Origin of the sequence: Microcella flavibacter, from assembly GCF_012530535.1 — a bacterium.
Taxonomy (GTDB): Bacteria; Actinomycetota; Actinomycetes; order Actinomycetales; family Microbacteriaceae; genus Microcella; species Microcella flavibacter.
Map to the genome: position 1 here is coordinate 914,724 of NZ_CP051299.1, position 14,046 is coordinate 928,769.

The 14,046-nt window shown below is 73.9% G+C and carries 15 protein-coding genes; 9 read left to right on the top strand and 6 right to left on the bottom strand.

Going from position 1 to position 14,046, the window contains the following annotated elements; translation table 11 throughout:
• Nucleotides 1–5: 5 nt before the first annotated feature.
• Nucleotides 6–884, bottom strand: a complete 879-nt coding sequence (locus HGB54_RS04340) for a hypothetical protein (protein ID WP_168915361.1) — start codon at nucleotides 882–884, stop codon at nucleotides 6–8.
• Between the two features lie 80 nt (nucleotides 885–964).
• Here HGB54_RS04340 and HGB54_RS04345 point away from each other — a divergent pair, with 80 nt between their 5' ends.
• Nucleotides 965–1,984 carry an aldo/keto reductase gene (locus HGB54_RS04345; protein WP_168915362.1) on the top strand — a complete coding sequence of 340 codons (1,020 nt, stop codon included), beginning with the start codon at nucleotides 965–967 and terminating at the stop codon, nucleotides 1,982–1,984.
• A 17-nt stretch (nucleotides 1,985–2,001) separates the two neighbouring features.
• Nucleotides 2,002–2,838 (top strand): DUF3097 family protein, encoded by an 837-nt coding sequence (locus tag HGB54_RS04350; protein WP_168915363.1) that lies wholly within the window; start codon nucleotides 2,002–2,004, stop codon nucleotides 2,836–2,838.
• 156 nt (nucleotides 2,839–2,994) lie between these two features.
• Here HGB54_RS04350 and cspE read toward each other — a convergent pair whose 3' ends face one another.
• On the bottom strand, nucleotides 2,995–3,198 hold the full coding sequence (gene cspE, locus HGB54_RS04355; RefSeq protein ID WP_055860048.1) for a transcription antiterminator/RNA stability regulator CspE: 204 nt from the start codon (nucleotides 3,196–3,198) through the stop codon (nucleotides 2,995–2,997).
• A 279-nt stretch (nucleotides 3,199–3,477) separates the two neighbouring features.
• Between cspE and HGB54_RS04360 the strand changes: the two genes are divergently transcribed.
• The 5 genes from HGB54_RS04360 (at nucleotide 3,478) to HGB54_RS04380 (ending at nucleotide 8,355) form a co-directional block, all read left to right on the top strand.
• Nucleotides 3,478–4,089: a hypothetical protein gene (locus HGB54_RS04360; protein ID WP_168915364.1), complete on the top strand. Its 612-nt coding sequence runs from the start codon at nucleotides 3,478–3,480 to the stop codon at nucleotides 4,087–4,089.
• A 10-nt stretch (nucleotides 4,090–4,099) separates the two neighbouring features.
• Nucleotides 4,100–4,597: a DUF427 domain-containing protein gene (locus HGB54_RS04365; protein WP_168915365.1), complete on the top strand. Its 498-nt coding sequence runs from the start codon at nucleotides 4,100–4,102 to the stop codon at nucleotides 4,595–4,597.
• Nucleotides 4,598–4,696: 99 nt separating this feature from the next.
• The gene (locus tag HGB54_RS04370) at nucleotides 4,697–5,794 is read left to right on the top strand and encodes a VIT1/CCC1 transporter family protein (RefSeq protein ID WP_168915366.1); all 1,098 of its coding nucleotides are present in this window, start codon (nucleotides 4,697–4,699) and stop codon (nucleotides 5,792–5,794) included.
• A 257-nt stretch (nucleotides 5,795–6,051) separates the two neighbouring features.
• Nucleotides 6,052–6,735 carry a M23 family metallopeptidase gene (locus HGB54_RS04375; RefSeq protein WP_168915367.1) on the top strand — a complete coding sequence of 228 codons (684 nt, stop codon included), beginning with the start codon at nucleotides 6,052–6,054 and terminating at the stop codon, nucleotides 6,733–6,735.
• Between the two features lie 153 nt (nucleotides 6,736–6,888).
• Nucleotides 6,889–8,355 (top strand): radical SAM domain-containing protein, encoded by a 1,467-nt coding sequence (locus tag HGB54_RS04380; RefSeq protein WP_168915368.1) that lies wholly within the window; start codon nucleotides 6,889–6,891, stop codon nucleotides 8,353–8,355.
• Here the strand turns inward: HGB54_RS04380 and HGB54_RS04385 are convergent, their stop codons facing one another.
• From HGB54_RS04385 to HGB54_RS04400, 4 genes are all read right to left on the bottom strand, one after another.
• Nucleotides 8,356–9,432: an ABC transporter ATP-binding protein gene (locus HGB54_RS04385; RefSeq protein WP_168915369.1), complete on the bottom strand. Its 1,077-nt coding sequence runs from the start codon at nucleotides 9,430–9,432 to the stop codon at nucleotides 8,356–8,358. It abuts the gene before it with no gap.
• Nucleotides 9,429–10,340: an ABC transporter permease gene (locus HGB54_RS04390; protein WP_228545943.1), complete on the bottom strand. Its 912-nt coding sequence runs from the start codon at nucleotides 10,338–10,340 to the stop codon at nucleotides 9,429–9,431. Before HGB54_RS04390 ends, HGB54_RS04385 begins: the two co-directional genes overlap by 4 nt.
• A gap of 13 nt (nucleotides 10,341–10,353) precedes the next feature.
• Nucleotides 10,354–11,193, bottom strand: a complete 840-nt coding sequence (locus tag HGB54_RS04395; RefSeq protein WP_228545944.1) for an ABC transporter permease — start codon at nucleotides 11,191–11,193, stop codon at nucleotides 10,354–10,356.
• A gap of 92 nt (nucleotides 11,194–11,285) precedes the next feature.
• Nucleotides 11,286–12,527: an ABC transporter substrate-binding protein gene (locus tag HGB54_RS04400; RefSeq protein ID WP_168915370.1), complete on the bottom strand. Its 1,242-nt coding sequence runs from the start codon at nucleotides 12,525–12,527 to the stop codon at nucleotides 11,286–11,288.
• 111 nt (nucleotides 12,528–12,638) lie between these two features.
• On the opposite strand from HGB54_RS04400, the gene HGB54_RS04405 reads away from it, so the two are divergent.
• Both HGB54_RS04405 and HGB54_RS04410 read left to right on the top strand, forming a co-directional pair.
• A complete protein-coding gene (locus tag HGB54_RS04405; protein ID WP_168915371.1) occupies nucleotides 12,639–13,409 on the top strand; it encodes a TVP38/TMEM64 family protein in 771 nt (256 codons plus the stop codon).
• Complete coding sequence (locus HGB54_RS04410; protein WP_168915372.1) at nucleotides 13,409–14,038, top strand: CDP-alcohol phosphatidyltransferase family protein; 630 nt, start codon at nucleotides 13,409–13,411, stop codon at nucleotides 14,036–14,038. The genes HGB54_RS04405 and HGB54_RS04410 overlap by 1 nt, the downstream gene beginning before the upstream one ends.
• The last annotated feature ends 8 nt before the right edge of the window (nucleotides 14,039–14,046 follow it).

Consider the following 14,046-nt stretch of genomic DNA (forward strand, 5'->3'; position numbering starts at 1 on the left):
GCGCGTCAGACCGTGGCGGAGGGCCGAGCCGCCGCGCGGCGAGGCATCCGCCAGCGCGGCACCGCGATGAGGATCGCGGCCGCGCTCAGCGCGATGCCGAGCTGCCCGAAGGCCCAGCCCGCGCCGGTCGCGGTCGCGCCGCCGAGGCCGAGCACGTCGCCGAGCTCCTGTGCGACGACGAACGCCGGGGCGCCGGACGCCACGACGGCGGCGCTGCCCAGCACGCAGGCGAGCACGGCGAGGCGCCGCGCGGGCAGCAGGCGCTCGAGCGCCGTGCTGCGGCGCAGGCCGGCGACGGCCACGATGAGGGCGAGCAGCACCGCGAGGGCTCCCCACAGCACGACCCCGACGATGAAGCCCGAGCTGCCGACCCCGCCCCAGCGCGCGTAGACGTCCCCGAGCGGGATGCCCGGCGCGAGCTGCTGCGGAATGCCGACCAGCAGCACGCCGAGCCCGAGCGCCGCGAGCGCGGCGAGGCCTGCGGCGAGCATCCCGCCCGCGACGCGGCGGTCAGCCGGAGCGCGCGCGGCCCGCTCCTCGCCCTCGCCGCCGATCTCGTGCCCCTGCGCGTCGAGGATGCGGATGCGCGGCGCCGCCGGCGCGGCCGGGTCGAGCGTTCCGCGGTCGGCCGCGGCGGCGACGCGTTCGAGCCGCCGCACGCCGGCGCGCACGGCGAGCACGTTGAGCAGGCCGCCGGCGAGCAGCAGCAGCAGGCCGAGGATCGGCGCCGCCGTGCCCCAGCCGAGCATGACCGCGGTCATCGTGCTACCCGTGCCGGGCGCGATCGCCGCCTCGCCGCCGGGGGAGACGATCCACGCGACGAAGAGCACGGGCGCGAGCAGCAGGCAGGCGATGCCGGCGCGGAGGAGGGCGAGAGCGCGCATGGGAGTCTCCTTCGTGCCGATTCGGATCGGCGACCGGCATGCGACACGATATCGAGACCGTCTGAATCGAGGAGAGACCCATGAAGCAGCGTTTGCTCGGCCGTTCCGGCACCGTCGTCAGCGAGGTCGCCCTCGGCACCATGACCTTCGGCATGGAGGCGGACGAGGCCGAGAGCCACGCCATGCTCGACGCCTTCGCGGCCGCCGGCGGCACCCTCATCGACACCGCCGACGTCTACAGCCGCGGCATCAGCGAGAGCATCATCGGCCGCTGGCTCGCCGCGAACCCCGACCAGGCCGAGGTGATGGTCATCGCCTCGAAGGCCCGCTTCGCGATGGGGGAGGATGCCAACGACCTCGGCAGCTCGCGCCGCCACCTGCGCCGCGCGATCGACGCGTCGCGGCAGCGCCTCGGGGTCGACTGCCTCGACCTGTTCCAGCTGCACGCCTGGGATCCGCTGACGCCCATCGAGGAGACGCTGTCGGCCATCGACGACGAGATCCGCGCCGGGCGCATCGCGTACTGGGGCGTGTCGAATTTCACCGGCTGGCAGCTCACGAAGGCCGTGCACCTCGCCGCCGCGCGCGGCATGGACGCGCCCGTCACCATCCAGCCGCAGTACTCGCTGCTGTCGCGCGAGATCGAGTTCGAGATCGTGCCCGCCGCGCTCGATGCCGGGCTCGGGCTGCTGCCCTGGGGTCCGCTCGCGGGCGGCTGGCTCACCGGCAAGTACCGCCGCGACACCGCGCCGACGGGCGCGACCCGGCTCGGCGAGGATCCGGACCGCGGCATGGAGGCCTACGGGCGCCGCTCGGCCGACGAGCGCACCTGGGCGGTGCTGGATGCTCTGCACGCGGTCGCCGACGAGCACGCCGCCCCGCCCGCGTCGATCGCGCTCGCGTGGCTGCAGGGCCGCCCGGGCATGACCTCGGTGATCCTCGGCGCGCGCACCGTCGCGCAGCTCGAGCAGAACATGGCCGCGGGCGACCTCGAGCTGAGCGCCGAGCAGCGCGCGCGCCTCGACGCCGCGAGCGCCCCCGCGGCGCCCGACTACCCCTACGGCGAACTCGGCGTGGAGCAGCGGGCCCGGCGCCTGTAGTCCAGTACGGTCGCCGGGTGGATCGTTACGGCTCGGACGTGCTCGGCGGCGACTGGCGCGCGGCGGGCCGCCGCGCGGTGCCGCAGGTGCCCGCCGAGCGGGGTCTCGTCGTCGAGCTGCCCGACTCGGGCTTCGTCGGCGCGGTCGTCGGCGTCGAGGCCGGCAACGTGCACCTCGAGGATCGCGCCGGTCGCGTGCGCGGCTTCCCGCTCGGCGCCGGGTTCCTCGTCGAGGGCGAGCCCGTCGTGCTCGTGCCGGCCATCGCCGTCGCGGCTGCGCCCGCCGGGCGGCAGCGCACCGCGAGCGGCTCCTTCGCCGTCGCCGACGCCCGCGCCCGGGTGGCGCGCGGCAGCCGCATCTGGGTCGAGGGCCGCCATGACGCCGAGCTCGTCGAGCAGGTCTGGGGCGACGACCTGCGCGTCGAGGGCGTCGTCGTCGAGTACCTCGAGGGCGTCGACCACCTGGCCGAGCGGCTGCGCGACTTCGCGCCGGGCCCCGGCCGCCGGGTCGGCGTGCTGGTCGACCACTGGGTCGCAGGGTCCAAAGAGGAGCGTCTCGCTCGCGAGGCGCTGAGAGGGGTGGATGCCCGCCACGTGCTCGTCGTCGGGCATCCGTTCATCGACGTCTGGCAGGCCGTCAAACCGTCGTCCGTCGGCATCGAGGCCTGGCCGGTCGTACCCCGGGGTGAGGAGTGGAAGACCGGCGTGCTGCGCCGCCTCGGCTGGCCCCACGCCACTCAGGCCGATACCGCGGCGGGATGGCGGCGCATCCGCTCCGGCGTGCGGCACTTCGGCGATCTCGAGCCCGAGCTGCTCGGCCGGGTCGAGGAGCTCATCGACTTCGTCACCGCGTAGCTCGCGGGCAGCCGAGCGCGCGCGGAGCATCCCGAATCGCATCGCGGCACTCGTGCGCGGCCTGCGGACATGACGAAGGCCGCCCCGGCGGACCGGGACGGCCTTCGATGTTCAGGACGCGTGATCGCTCACGCGGGCCTGCTCAGTTCTGACGAACTAGAGCGGGCGGATGTTCTCGGCCTGGAGGCCCTTGGGGCCCTGGGCGACGTCGAACTCGACCTTCTGGTTCTCATCGAGCGAACGGTAGCCGTTCGACTGGATGGCGGAGAAGTGCGCGAACACGTCGGCGCTTCCGTCATCGGGGGTGATGAAGCCGAAGCCCTTTTCAGCGTTGAACCACTTCACGGTACCTGTAGTCATGACTGACTCCTTTAATCCTGTTTCACGGAGTTTCGACTGTCGAAACCACCAGTCGAACCAACTCGTGAACCGTATCCATAGGGGAGTAGCGACCTGCTTGGTGTTTCAGGGCGTTCGGTGCAGCGAGGCGTATCAACTTCGGTACCGACAGTAGTGCACGATGCCCCTCCCGTCACCATCCGCGTCGAGTTGTTACCTGTCGGACACACAGGAGGCTGCGAGCGCGCGCCCCTAGCGTCGACCGCGCACCCCGCTCGAACCGACGTTGAATGAGGACCCATGAGCTTTCTCGACCGCATCTTCGGCGCCCGCACCCCCGAACCCGAGCCCGTCCCGCGCGCGGCTCCCCGCAGCGACGACGAGCGGGCGGTCGAGCGCTACCGGTACCTGCTCGAGACCGCGCCACCCGCCACGATCGAGCAGGTGCACGCCGAGGCCTTCGCGAAGCTGACCCCCGAGCAGCGGCAGCTCGTGTTCCGGCAGCTGACCGATGCGGCCCCGGCGGGCGAGGCCCCGGCGGACGACCGCGCCCCGACGCTCGCGCAGGCCGCGACCCGCGCCGAGCTGCGCCAGCCGGGCACGATGGAGCGCGCCTTCCAGGGCGGCGAGGGACAGGGGCAGGGCGGCCGCGGCGGCCCCGGCTTCGGCAGCATGCTCGGCGCCTCCCTGCTCGGCACGGTCGCCGGCTACGTCGTCGGGTCGGCGCTCGTCAGCGCCTTCCTGCCGCCGATGGACGGCATGAGCGACGCCGGCGCGGCGGACGGCGGCGACGCGGGTGCCGACGGCGGCGACGCCGGAGCGGATGCCGGCGGCGACGCGGGCGGGTTCGACGGCGGTTTCGGCGACGGCGGCGGCTTCGACGCCGGCGGCTTCGGCGACTTCGGGTTCTGAGGCGACGACGATGGCCCGCCCGAAGCGCATCGCCCCCGGCCCCGGACAGGAATCGGTCTGGGACTACCCGCGCCCGCCGCGCGTCGAGCCCGTGCACGCCCGCGTGACGATCGAGTTCGGCGGCCGGCTGATCGCCGACACCACGCGCGCCGTGCGCGTGCTCGAGACGAGCCACCCGCCGGCCTACTACCTGCCGCAGGACGACTTCGTCGCGGGAGCGCTGCAGCCCGTGGACGGCAGCACCTTCTGCGAGTTCAAGGGGCGCGCCGCCTACTTCGACATCGTCTCGGGCGGCGCGTCGGCGCCGCGCGCGGGGTGGACGTACCCCGAGCCGAGCCGCGGCTTCGGCGAGCTCGCCGGCCTCGTCTCGGTCTACCCCGGGCGGATGGACCGCTGCACGGTCGACGGCGAGGTGGTGCAGGCGCAGGAGGGCGACTTCTACGGCGGCTGGATCACGGCGGCCATCGTGGGGCCGTTCAAGGGGGCCGCGGGCACCTGGGGCTGGTAGCCGCGGCGACGGCGTGCGGGGAGTCCGCGACGACCCGCGGCGCCGTCGCTTTCGGGCGGCCGAACCCCGGGCGGGCATCCCCGCTGGCACTCTGAGGGCGTGACCGCCCCGCAGCCCGCCGCCGAACCCGCGCCCACCGCGGCCGACCTGCGCCGCTGGCGGCGCTACCTCGCCGACGAGCGCGCCGAGGCCGCCGTCTACCGCGACGTGGCGCGCCGTCGCGCGGGCGAGGAGCGCGCCATCCTGCTCGCGCTCGCCGAGGCGGAGGGCCGGCACGAGGCGCACTGGATGCGCCTGCTCGGGGCCGAGGCCGACCGCGTGCCCGCGGTGTCGCTGCGCACGCGGCTGCTCGGATTCTTCGCCCGGCGCTTCGGCTCGGTCTTCGTTCTCGCCCTCGCGCAGCGCGCGGAGGGCCGCTCGCCCTACGAGGCGGATGCGCACGCGACGGCCGCCATGGCCGCGGACGAGCGCATCCACCAGGAGGTCGTGCGCGGACTCGCCGCGCGCGGGCGCCAGCGGCTCTCGGGCAGCTTCCGCGCGGCGGTCTTCGGCGCCAACGACGGGCTCGTCTCCAACCTCGCGCTCGTGCTCGGCATCGGCGCGACGGGGGTGCCCGCCACCACCGTGCTGTTCACCGGGCTCGCGGGGCTGCTCGCCGGCGCCCTCTCGATGGGCGCGGGGGAGTACGTCTCGGTGCGCTCGCAGCGCGAGCTGCTCGCCGCCTCGGTGCCCGACCCGCAGGCGCACACGGCCGTGCCGCACCTCGACGTCGACGAGAACGAGCTCGCCCTCGTCTACCGCGCCCGCGGCATGACCGAGCAGCAGGCCGCCGCGCACGCCCACGAGGTGCTCACCGGCTACGACCCGGTGGCGGCGGCCGCGCAGGCCACGGCCGCCCCGGTCGACGAGCACGAGGAGATCGGCTCGGCGTGGGGCGCCGCGGGCTCGAGCTTCGCCTTCTTCGCCTCGGGAGCGATCATCCCGGTACTGCCCTATTTGTTGGGGCTCTCGGGCGGCGCTGCGGTGCTCGTCGCCGCCGTGCTGGTCGGGGCCGCGCTGCTCGTCACGGGGGCGATCGTCGGCGTGCTCTCCGGCGCCTCGCCGCTGCGGCGGGCGCTGCGCCAGCTCGCCATCGGCTTCGGTGCCGCGGGGGCCACCTACGCGCTCGGCCTCGCCTTCGGCACGACGCTCGCCTGAGCCCCTTCCGCACGCTCGAGCGCAAGTGCGACGCGCGCCGCCCAGCTTCTTGCCAGGTTCGGTCGGTCACCCTGGAAGGGCGGCTACGGAGCCGTGGGAGCGAGCATCCCCGCTGTGAATGGTCCGGCGGGCGCGGTGCGATGACCTCCGGTCGCCCGGCACCTACCCCTGGTCGGGCGCGATCGCGCAACGGTGTGCACTGCCCTGACGAGACGGCGCCCGATGCGCCCGCCCGAACCCGGAAACATCCCACCTCCATGCTGCCTGCCCCCTCCGGCGCCGCCCTGCCCGTGCGCGCGCTCGATCCCCGACGATTCCACCAGCGCCTGCTCGCCGCCGCCGCGATCCTGCTCGCCGGCACGCTCGCCGCCGGCACCGGCATCAGCGCCTGGGGATCCCCGGCCGCGGGCGATGGCGGCGGCACTCCGGCGCCCGCCCCGCAGAGCCTCACTGTCGCGGGGGATGCCCTCCCGCAGTCGATCCTGCGCGACGAGGTCACCGTCTCCTGGTCGCCGCCCGTGGTCTACCCGGTCGGCACCGCCGCGCCCATGGGCAGCGGGTTCGGATACCGCGCAGCGCCCTGCTCCGGCTGCTCCTCGAACCACCAGGGCGTCGACTGGAACCCCGGCGCGGGGGCCCCGATCTCGGCGATGGCCGACGGCGTCGTCGTGGGGATCGGCAACCCCGACGGGGCGTACGGCGTGTGGATCGAGATCGAGCACGTCGTGAACGGGCAGCGGGTGACGACCCTCTCGGCCCACCTGCAGTACGGCTCGCTGCGGCACGGCGTCGGCGATGTCGTGGAGGTCGGCGACGTCATCGGCGCGGTCGGGAGCACGGGGGCGAGCACCGGCGCGCACCTGCACTTCGAGGTGCGCATCGGGGGTGCCGCGGTGGATCCGGCGGCCTGGCTGCGGGCGAACTACTGCGAGGCTCCGTGACGCTCGCGCGGTGACGCGGGGCGGGGCGGCTCGACGCGCGGGGAGCACCAAGCGGAGCATCCCCTCGCTCCGAATGGGTGGTGCTGAGAACTGACGCTGCACCGCGCACCGGGACGGTGACCGCAGCGTCGCCGCAACCCCGAGGAGCCCCCTATGTCGATCGCCGCCTTCGCCCGCCGGATCGAGCTCGAGACCCGCCCCATCCACCCCGACACGCGCGTCGCCCTCGACAAGCGCTGGGCGGAGCTGCCCGAGCACGCGAAGACGCCCGAGCAGCTGCTCGGCAAGTGCGCGGTCGGCTGCGAGGGCACCCACGGGGTGTTCCCGAAGTGCAACCTCACCTGCTCGCCCTGCTACCACTCGGCCGACGCCAACAAGGTGCGCATCGACGGCAACCACACCGTCACCGAGGTCACCAAGCAGATGGCGCTGCTGCGTCAGATCCGCGGCCCGCGCGCCCACGCCCAGCTCATCGGCGGCGAGGTCAGCCTGCTCGACCCGAAGGACCACCGCGACACCCTCAAGACCATGCGCGCGGTCGGCCGCGAGCCGATGTCGATGACGCACGGCGACTTCGACTACGAGTACCTGCTCGCGACCGTGCTCGACGAGGACGGCAAGCCCGCCTTCAAGAAGGTGTCGTTCGCGGCGCACTTCGACTCGCTCATGCGCGGCCGCCGCGGCGCCGTGCGCCCGAAGAGCGAGGCCGAGCTCACTCCCTTCCGCGAGCAGTTCACGAAGATGTTCGCCGACCTCAAGAAGGATCACGGCGTCGACTCCTACCTCGCGCACAACATGACGGTGACCCCCACCAACCTCGACGAGGTGGAGGAGGTCACGCGCGACGTGCTCGCCATGAACTACGACATGATGTCGTTCCAGCCCGCGGCCTTCATCGGCGACGACCGCCGCTGGAAGGAGAACTTCGAAGAGGTCACGATCGACGCCGTCTGGGAGCGCATCGAAGCCGGCGCCGGCCAGAAGCTGCCGCACAAGGCCGTGCAGTTCGGCGACCCGCGCTGCAACCGCCACACCGTGGGCGTTATGGTCGACGGCCGCTTCGCGACCGTGCTCGACGGCGACGAGCCGAAGGACATCGCGGCGCGCGACCGGTTCCTCAGCCACTTCGGCGGCATGATCTTCGGCGACATCCCCACCTGGGCCCTCACCGTAAAGGTCATCCGCGCCGTCGCCAGCCACCCCGGCGACATCCCGCCGCTCATCGGCCTCATGAGCCGCATCCTCAAGCGCGCCGGCGGCACCCGCGCCGTTATTCGCGCCGCCCGCAAGGGCAAGGTCAGCTTCAAGACCTTCGTCGTGCACAACTTCATGGACGCCGAGCAGGTCAAGCCCGCCTGGGACATGATGAAGAAGGGCATCGTCGCCGACGACCCGAAGCTCAAGGAGACGCAGGAGCGCCTCGGCGCGTGCATGTACGCCATGAGCCACCCCGAGACGGGCGAGCTCGTGCCCGCCTGCGCCCAGCACTCGGTGCTCGACCCGATCGAGAACATCGGCCTGCGCAAGCTGCTGCCGCTCGAGCCCCGGGGCGAGCGACGCACCGGCATCTCGAACGGCAAGGCCGATGAGCTCGTGGCCGAGGGCGGCTCGCGCTGGTAGTCAGCCGGCCGGCACCACCGCGCACGCCGAGCGCGGGATGAGCGCCGTCACGCGCTGACCCGCGGTGAGCGGGCGGCTCGCGGCGACCTCCGCCTCGAGCGTCGTGGCCGCGGGGCCCTCGCCGATGAGGAGCTCGAGCGCCGCCCGGGCGCCGCGCGCCCGGCGGGCGGCGACCACCGCGTCGAGCGCGAGCGTGGCGTCGTCGCGGGGCGGAGCATCCCCGCTGATGATCTGCACCGCCTCGTGGCGCATCACCAGCACGCCCTCGCCGTCCGGCCACAGCTCGCCGGAGGGTGCCGCGACCGTGCCGATCGCCGAGGTGTGCACGCCGTCGACGACCGAGCCGGGCAGCTCGATGCGGCCGCCCATGAGGCGGGCGACGGCGAGCGAGCGCGGGCGCGTGTAGAGCCGCTCGACGGCGTCGTGCTGCAGCAGGTGCCCGCCCCGCAGCAGGGCGACCTTGTCGGCGACGGTCGCCGCCTCGTCGCGGTCGTGCGTGACCATGACGACGGTCGGGTTGAGCTGCGCGCGGATGCGGCCGAGCAGGTCGTGCATGTCGAGCCGCAGCTCGGGATCGAGGGCGCTGAACGGCTCGTCGAGCAGCAGCACGCGGGGCCGCGCGGCGAGGGCGCGGGCGAGGGCGACGCGCTGCTCCTGCCCGCCCGAGAGCGCGGTGACGGGGCGCTGCCCGAAGCCCTCGAGCTGCACGAGCGCGAGGAACTGCTCGGCGTCCGCTCGCGCCTCGCGGCGCGGCTGCCCGGCGACGGTCGCCGCGAAGGCGACGTTGTCGAGCACGCTGAGATGCGGGAAGAGCAGGGGCCGCTGGAACACCATGGCCATGCCGCGGCGCTCGGGCGCGACGCCGGCGACGTCGGCGCCGTCGACGAGGATGCGCCCCGCATCGGGCACGTCGAGCCCGGCGATGGAGCGCAGCACGGTCGACTTGCCCGAGCCCGAGGGGCCGAGCACGGCGAGGCACTCGCCGGGGGCGACGTCGAACGAGATCGCGTCGACGGCGGGGGCGGCGGCGTCGTCGAAGGTCTTGGTCAGCGCATCGATGCGCAGGGAGGCGCTCACAGGAAGCCTTTCGCGGAGCGGCTGCGGGGCGATCCGCTGCCGGGCAGGTTCGAGACGGGGTAGCGCCGGCCGAAGCGGCCGAGCACGAGCAGGAGGAGCAGCGGAGGCAGGATGGCGCTGATCGAGAGCACCGCCACGACGGCGCTGTTGCCGACGCCGGCGGCGGAGCCCGCGACGAGCAGCGGCAGGGTGATGATCGTGCCGCCGCCGACGAGCACCGTGATGACGTAGTCGCTCCAGCCGACGAGGAAGGCGAGGAACGCCGCCCGGGCGAGCCCGGGCGCGACGAGCGGCAGGTGCACGCGCCACAGCACGTGCCGCCGGCCGGCGCCGAGCGTGCGCGCCTCCTCCTCGTACGCCATGTCGTGGGCCGCGTAGGCGACGCGCATCGTGTACACCGTGTAAGGGATGGCCGCGGCGACGAGCAGCAGCACGACGGCGACGAGGCCGGGCACGCGCGCCCGCAGCAGCACCACCGTGAGGCCCATGACGGCCACGAAGGCCGGCAGGGCGAGCGGGGCGAGCAGGATGCCGCTCACGAGCCGCGGCGCCGGCACCGAGCCCTTCGTCAGCGCCCGCGCGGCCATGGCTCCGAGCGGTGTGGCGATGGCCGCCACCACGAGCCCGAGCACCAGGGAGCGGCCGAAGGCCGGCACCGCCCCCTGCGCCACGGCCGACGCCGCCCCCGAGAACCCCCACTCGGTGGGCAGCGGGGCGGGGAACGACCACCGATCGGCGACCATCCACAGCAGCAGGGGCACGACGGGCAGCGCGAACCAGACGGCGAGCAGCGCGGCGACGACGATGCGCACGGTGCGGTCGACCGGCCGCGGGCGCATGAGCCCGCGCGCGCCGGTCGTGCGGTCGTCGGGGGTGACCCGCTGCCCGTAGGGCACCATCATCGCCATCGGCGGCCGCCGCTCAGTTCCACAGCGGCGTGCGCCGCAGCAGGGCCATGCCGACGCCGACGGCGATGAGGCTGATGAGCGTGGTGAGGACGGCGACGGCCGCCGCCTCGGGGCGCGAGGTCAGGGTGATCGAGTCGAAGAGCCGGAAGGCGAGCACCGGCAGGGGCTCGGGGTACGGCCGGCCGAGCAGCCAGGCGACCTCGTACGAGCCGAGGGTGTAGACGAAGATGATCATCGCGCAGACGATGACGGCGGGCCGAGCGAGCGGGATGACGACGTGCCGCAGCCGGCGCGCGCGGGAGGCGCCGAGGAGCGCCGCGGTCTCGTCGTAGCGGGCCACGCGGCTCGCGAGCACCCCGGCGACGACGAGGGCCACGAAGGCCGACTCCTTCCAGGTGTACTCGAACACGACGGCGATCCACCACGCGCCGCCGACGAGGTCGGGCCAGGCGCCGGAGGAGATGCCGAGCATCCGGGGCAGGATGCCGGCGTCGGAGAGCAGGAGCCCCACCGAGGCGGCGCCGACGAGGTGGGGGATGGGTATGGTGATGGCCGACAGCCCCGCGACGAGGCGGCCGGTGACCCGGCCCTGGCTGATGACGACGGCGGCCGCGAGCCCGATCACGCAGGAGAGAACGGTGGAGACGGTCGCGATGGCGAGGGAGAGCAGGGTTCCGGTGAGCAGCTCGCCGGCGTTGGCGCCGTAGGCGTCGAGCGAGAGCCGCGCATCCCCCACCAGCGGGTCGAGGCCGACGCTCTGCACCACCGACATGACGATGCCGCCGACGACGACGAAGCCGGCGACGAGCAGCGCCGGCATCACGAGCGCGGCCGAGAGCCACCGGCGGCGCACGCGGTCGCGCTCGACCGGAGACCACGACGGACGCCGGGAGCCCGCGGTGCGGACTCCCGACGTGGTGGTCGGGGTCGAGGTCAGGGCGCTGCCTAGCGGGCGAGTACCTGCTGGCGCCAGGCCTCGTCGATCGGCGAGACCCAGCCCGAGGCGAGCTCGGGGTTGGCGTTCTCGCTCAGCACGTCGTAGGCGGGCACCACGGGCGAGGAGGGCACGGCGTCGAACTCGGCGCGCTGCTCGTCGCTCAGCTGGTCGAGGTCGAGCACCGTGAACTGGCCCCACACGTCGGGCAGGGCCTTGGCGACCTGCTGCTCGACGGAGAGGGCGATGTTCGCGACGACCATGGCGCCGGCCTTGCTGCCCGAGGTGGAGGCGAGGCCGAGGAAGCTGGCGTTGCCGACGGTGCCCTCGTCGAAGGTGACGACCTTCGTGCCGGCGGGGTAGGTGCCGTTCGCCACGAGCTCGGTGAGCGTCGCCGGGCCGTAGGTCATGGTGAAGTCGACCTCGCCGTTGGCGAAGAGCTCGTTGAGCTCGTTCGAGTCCTGAGGGTAGGTCGCGCCCTCGCGCCACAGCGACGGGGCGAGGTCGGTGAGCTCCTCGTAGAGCGCCGGGGTCACCTCGTCGAAGTCGGCCTGGTCGAAGGCGAGCGGAACGTTCTCGTAGCCGCCGTTGACGCTGTAGAGCACCTGGCGCACGAAGACCGAGCCGGTGAAGTCCGGCGGGGCGGGGTAGGTGAAGCGGCCCGGGTTGGCGCGCGCCCACTCCAGCAGCTCCTCCATCGAGCTCGGCACGTCGGTGACGGTCTCGCTGTTGTAGGCGAAGGTGAACTGCGCCTTGTGCCAGGGGGCCTCGCAGCCGTCGACGGGGGTGCCGAAGTCGTCCTGCAGCAGCGGGTCGGCGGGGTCGGTGAGCTCCATGTTCGGCAGCATCTCCGTCCAGCCGCACTCCCAGGCGCCCGCCTTCTTGCCGGTGCCGAAGTTGTTGCCGTTGACCCACACGAGGTCGACCTCGCCGTCGGTCTCGCCGGCCTGCACCTCGCTGAGGATGCGGTTGAGCGCATCGGGGGTGTCGGCGATCGGCACGCGCTCGAGCGTGACGCCCGCCTCGGCCGCGGCCGGGATGAGCTCGGAGTCGATGTAGGCGTTGCCCTGCTCGTCGCCGCCGTACATCCACAGGCGCACGGTCTGGCCGTCGGCGGCCTCGAGCACCTCCTCCCAGCTGCCGTACTCCTGGTCGTCGGCGGCGTCGCCGGCGGGGGCCGAGCAGGCGGCGAGGGAGGCCGCCAGGCCGAGCGCGAGCGCGCCGGCGGTGACCGCGCGGCGGGGGCTCTTCATGATCACGATGCTCCTGGTGAGGAAGGGCCCGACGGCGGGGATGCTGCGGGCGGGTGAGGGATGCTGCGTCGGCACAAGGACGACCCACGACGGCTCCTACAATGACGCAGGATGACCGATTCGCAGGAAGACCACGCCGCGACCCCGACCCGGTCTGCGGGCGGCACCGCGACGATCGCTCGCGCGGTCGCTCTCGCGGTGTTCGGAGTCGTCGCGGTTCTGGTCTGGATCCTCGTGCCGCTGCCCTCGGTGGAGGAGGTGCGGGCCTTCGTCGACGGCCTCGGACCGCTCGGCGGCATCGCCCTCGCCCTCGCTTACGCGGCCATCACGCTCACCCCCGCGCCGAAGAACGTGCTCACCATCGCCGCGGGCCTCGCCTTCGGCTTCTGGCAGGCGCTGCTGTGGGTCTACCTCGGCGCCCTGCTGGGTGCCGCCGCTGCCTTCTGGCTCTCGCGCCGGCTCGGCCGCGACGCCGTCGAGCGCTACACCGGCGCCCGCGTCGAGCGCTTCGACGACCTGGTGCGCCGCCGCGGATTCGTCGCGATCGTGGGGGTGCGCCTCGTGCCGATCCTCCCCTTCACCGCGATCAACTACCTCGCGGGGCTCTCGGCCGTGCGCCGCCGTGACTACGCGCTCGGCTCGGCCATCGGCATCGTGCCGGGCACCGTCGCGTACATCGCCGTCGGCGCCTTCGGTCTCGACGCGGGATGGCGGGCCTGGGCGGCCATCGGCGGCCTCGTCGCGCTGACCCTCGCGGGCGGGGCCGTCGCGCTCGTGCGTCGGCGACGCGGTCGGGATGCCCGTGCCGCCGCCGCGACCGCGAGCGAGCATCCCGACCCCGCCGCCGCGACCCGCCCGGCCGCACCGTCGTCGGGAGCCTGATGCTCGACTCCCGCGCCCGGGCGCTGCTCGCCCGCCCCGTCGACGCCATCACCCGCGCCGTCGACCGCCCCGGTATCACCCCCGACGGGCTGACGCTCGCGGGGCTCGGCCTCGGACTGGCCTCGGCGCTCGCCGCGGGTCTGCAGCTCTGGGCGGTCGCGCTCGTGCTCTGGCTCGTCTCGCGCGTCGTCGACGGCGTCGACGGGGCGCTCGCCCGCCGCCGCAAGGCCGACGGCCGGCTGCGCGGCGACAGCGAAGCGGGCGGGTTCCTCGACATCACCTCCGACTTCGTCGTCTACGGCGCCACCGTCGTCGGCGTCGCGGTCGGAGCGACCGCCGCGTTCGGCGCGCCGTGGTGGCCGTTCCTGCTCGTGCTCTTCGTCTACTACGTCAACGGCACGGCGTTCCTCGCGTTCTCGTCGATCGCCGAGCGCACCGGGCGCCGCATCGACGACGGCCGCTCGCTGTCGTTCCTCGGCGGCCTCGCCGAGGGCACCGAGACGATCATCGTGCACGCGCTGTGGCTGATCCTGCCGTTCTGGGCGTGGCAGATCGCGCTCGTGTGGGTCGTCGTCGTCGGCATCAGCGCGACGCAGCGCATGGTCGCCGGGTACCGCGCGCTGCGCTGAGGGGGAAT

What these genes read in the sequence shown, in the direction of transcription:
- HGB54_RS04345 (WP_168915362.1), top strand. Translation starts at nt 965, where the DNA reads ATGAAGCAGCGTTTGCTCGGCCGTTCCGGCACCGTCGTCAGCGAGGTC.
- HGB54_RS04405 (WP_168915371.1), top strand. Translation starts at nt 12,639, where the DNA reads ATGACCGATTCGCAGGAAGACCACGCCGCGACCCCGACCCGGTCTGCG.
- HGB54_RS04375 (WP_168915367.1), top strand. Translation starts at nt 6,052, where the DNA reads ATGCTGCCTGCCCCCTCCGGCGCCGCCCTGCCCGTGCGCGCGCTCGAT.
- cspE (WP_055860048.1), bottom strand. Translation starts at nt 3,198, where the DNA reads ATGACTACAGGTACCGTGAAGTGGTTCAACGCTGAAAAGGGCTTCGGC.
- HGB54_RS04360 (WP_168915364.1), top strand. Translation starts at nt 3,478, where the DNA reads ATGAGCTTTCTCGACCGCATCTTCGGCGCCCGCACCCCCGAACCCGAG.
- HGB54_RS04365 (WP_168915365.1), top strand. Translation starts at nt 4,100, where the DNA reads ATGGCCCGCCCGAAGCGCATCGCCCCCGGCCCCGGACAGGAATCGGTC.
- HGB54_RS04410 (WP_168915372.1), top strand. Translation starts at nt 13,409, where the DNA reads ATGCTCGACTCCCGCGCCCGGGCGCTGCTCGCCCGCCCCGTCGACGCC.
- HGB54_RS04380 (WP_168915368.1), top strand. Translation starts at nt 6,889, where the DNA reads ATGTCGATCGCCGCCTTCGCCCGCCGGATCGAGCTCGAGACCCGCCCC.
- HGB54_RS04390 (WP_228545943.1), bottom strand. Translation starts at nt 10,340, where the DNA reads ATGGCGATGATGGTGCCCTACGGGCAGCGGGTCACCCCCGACGACCGC.
- HGB54_RS04340 (WP_168915361.1), bottom strand. Translation starts at nt 884, where the DNA reads ATGCGCGCTCTCGCCCTCCTCCGCGCCGGCATCGCCTGCCTGCTGCTC.
- HGB54_RS04400 (WP_168915370.1), bottom strand. Translation starts at nt 12,527, where the DNA reads ATGAAGAGCCCCCGCCGCGCGGTCACCGCCGGCGCGCTCGCGCTCGGC.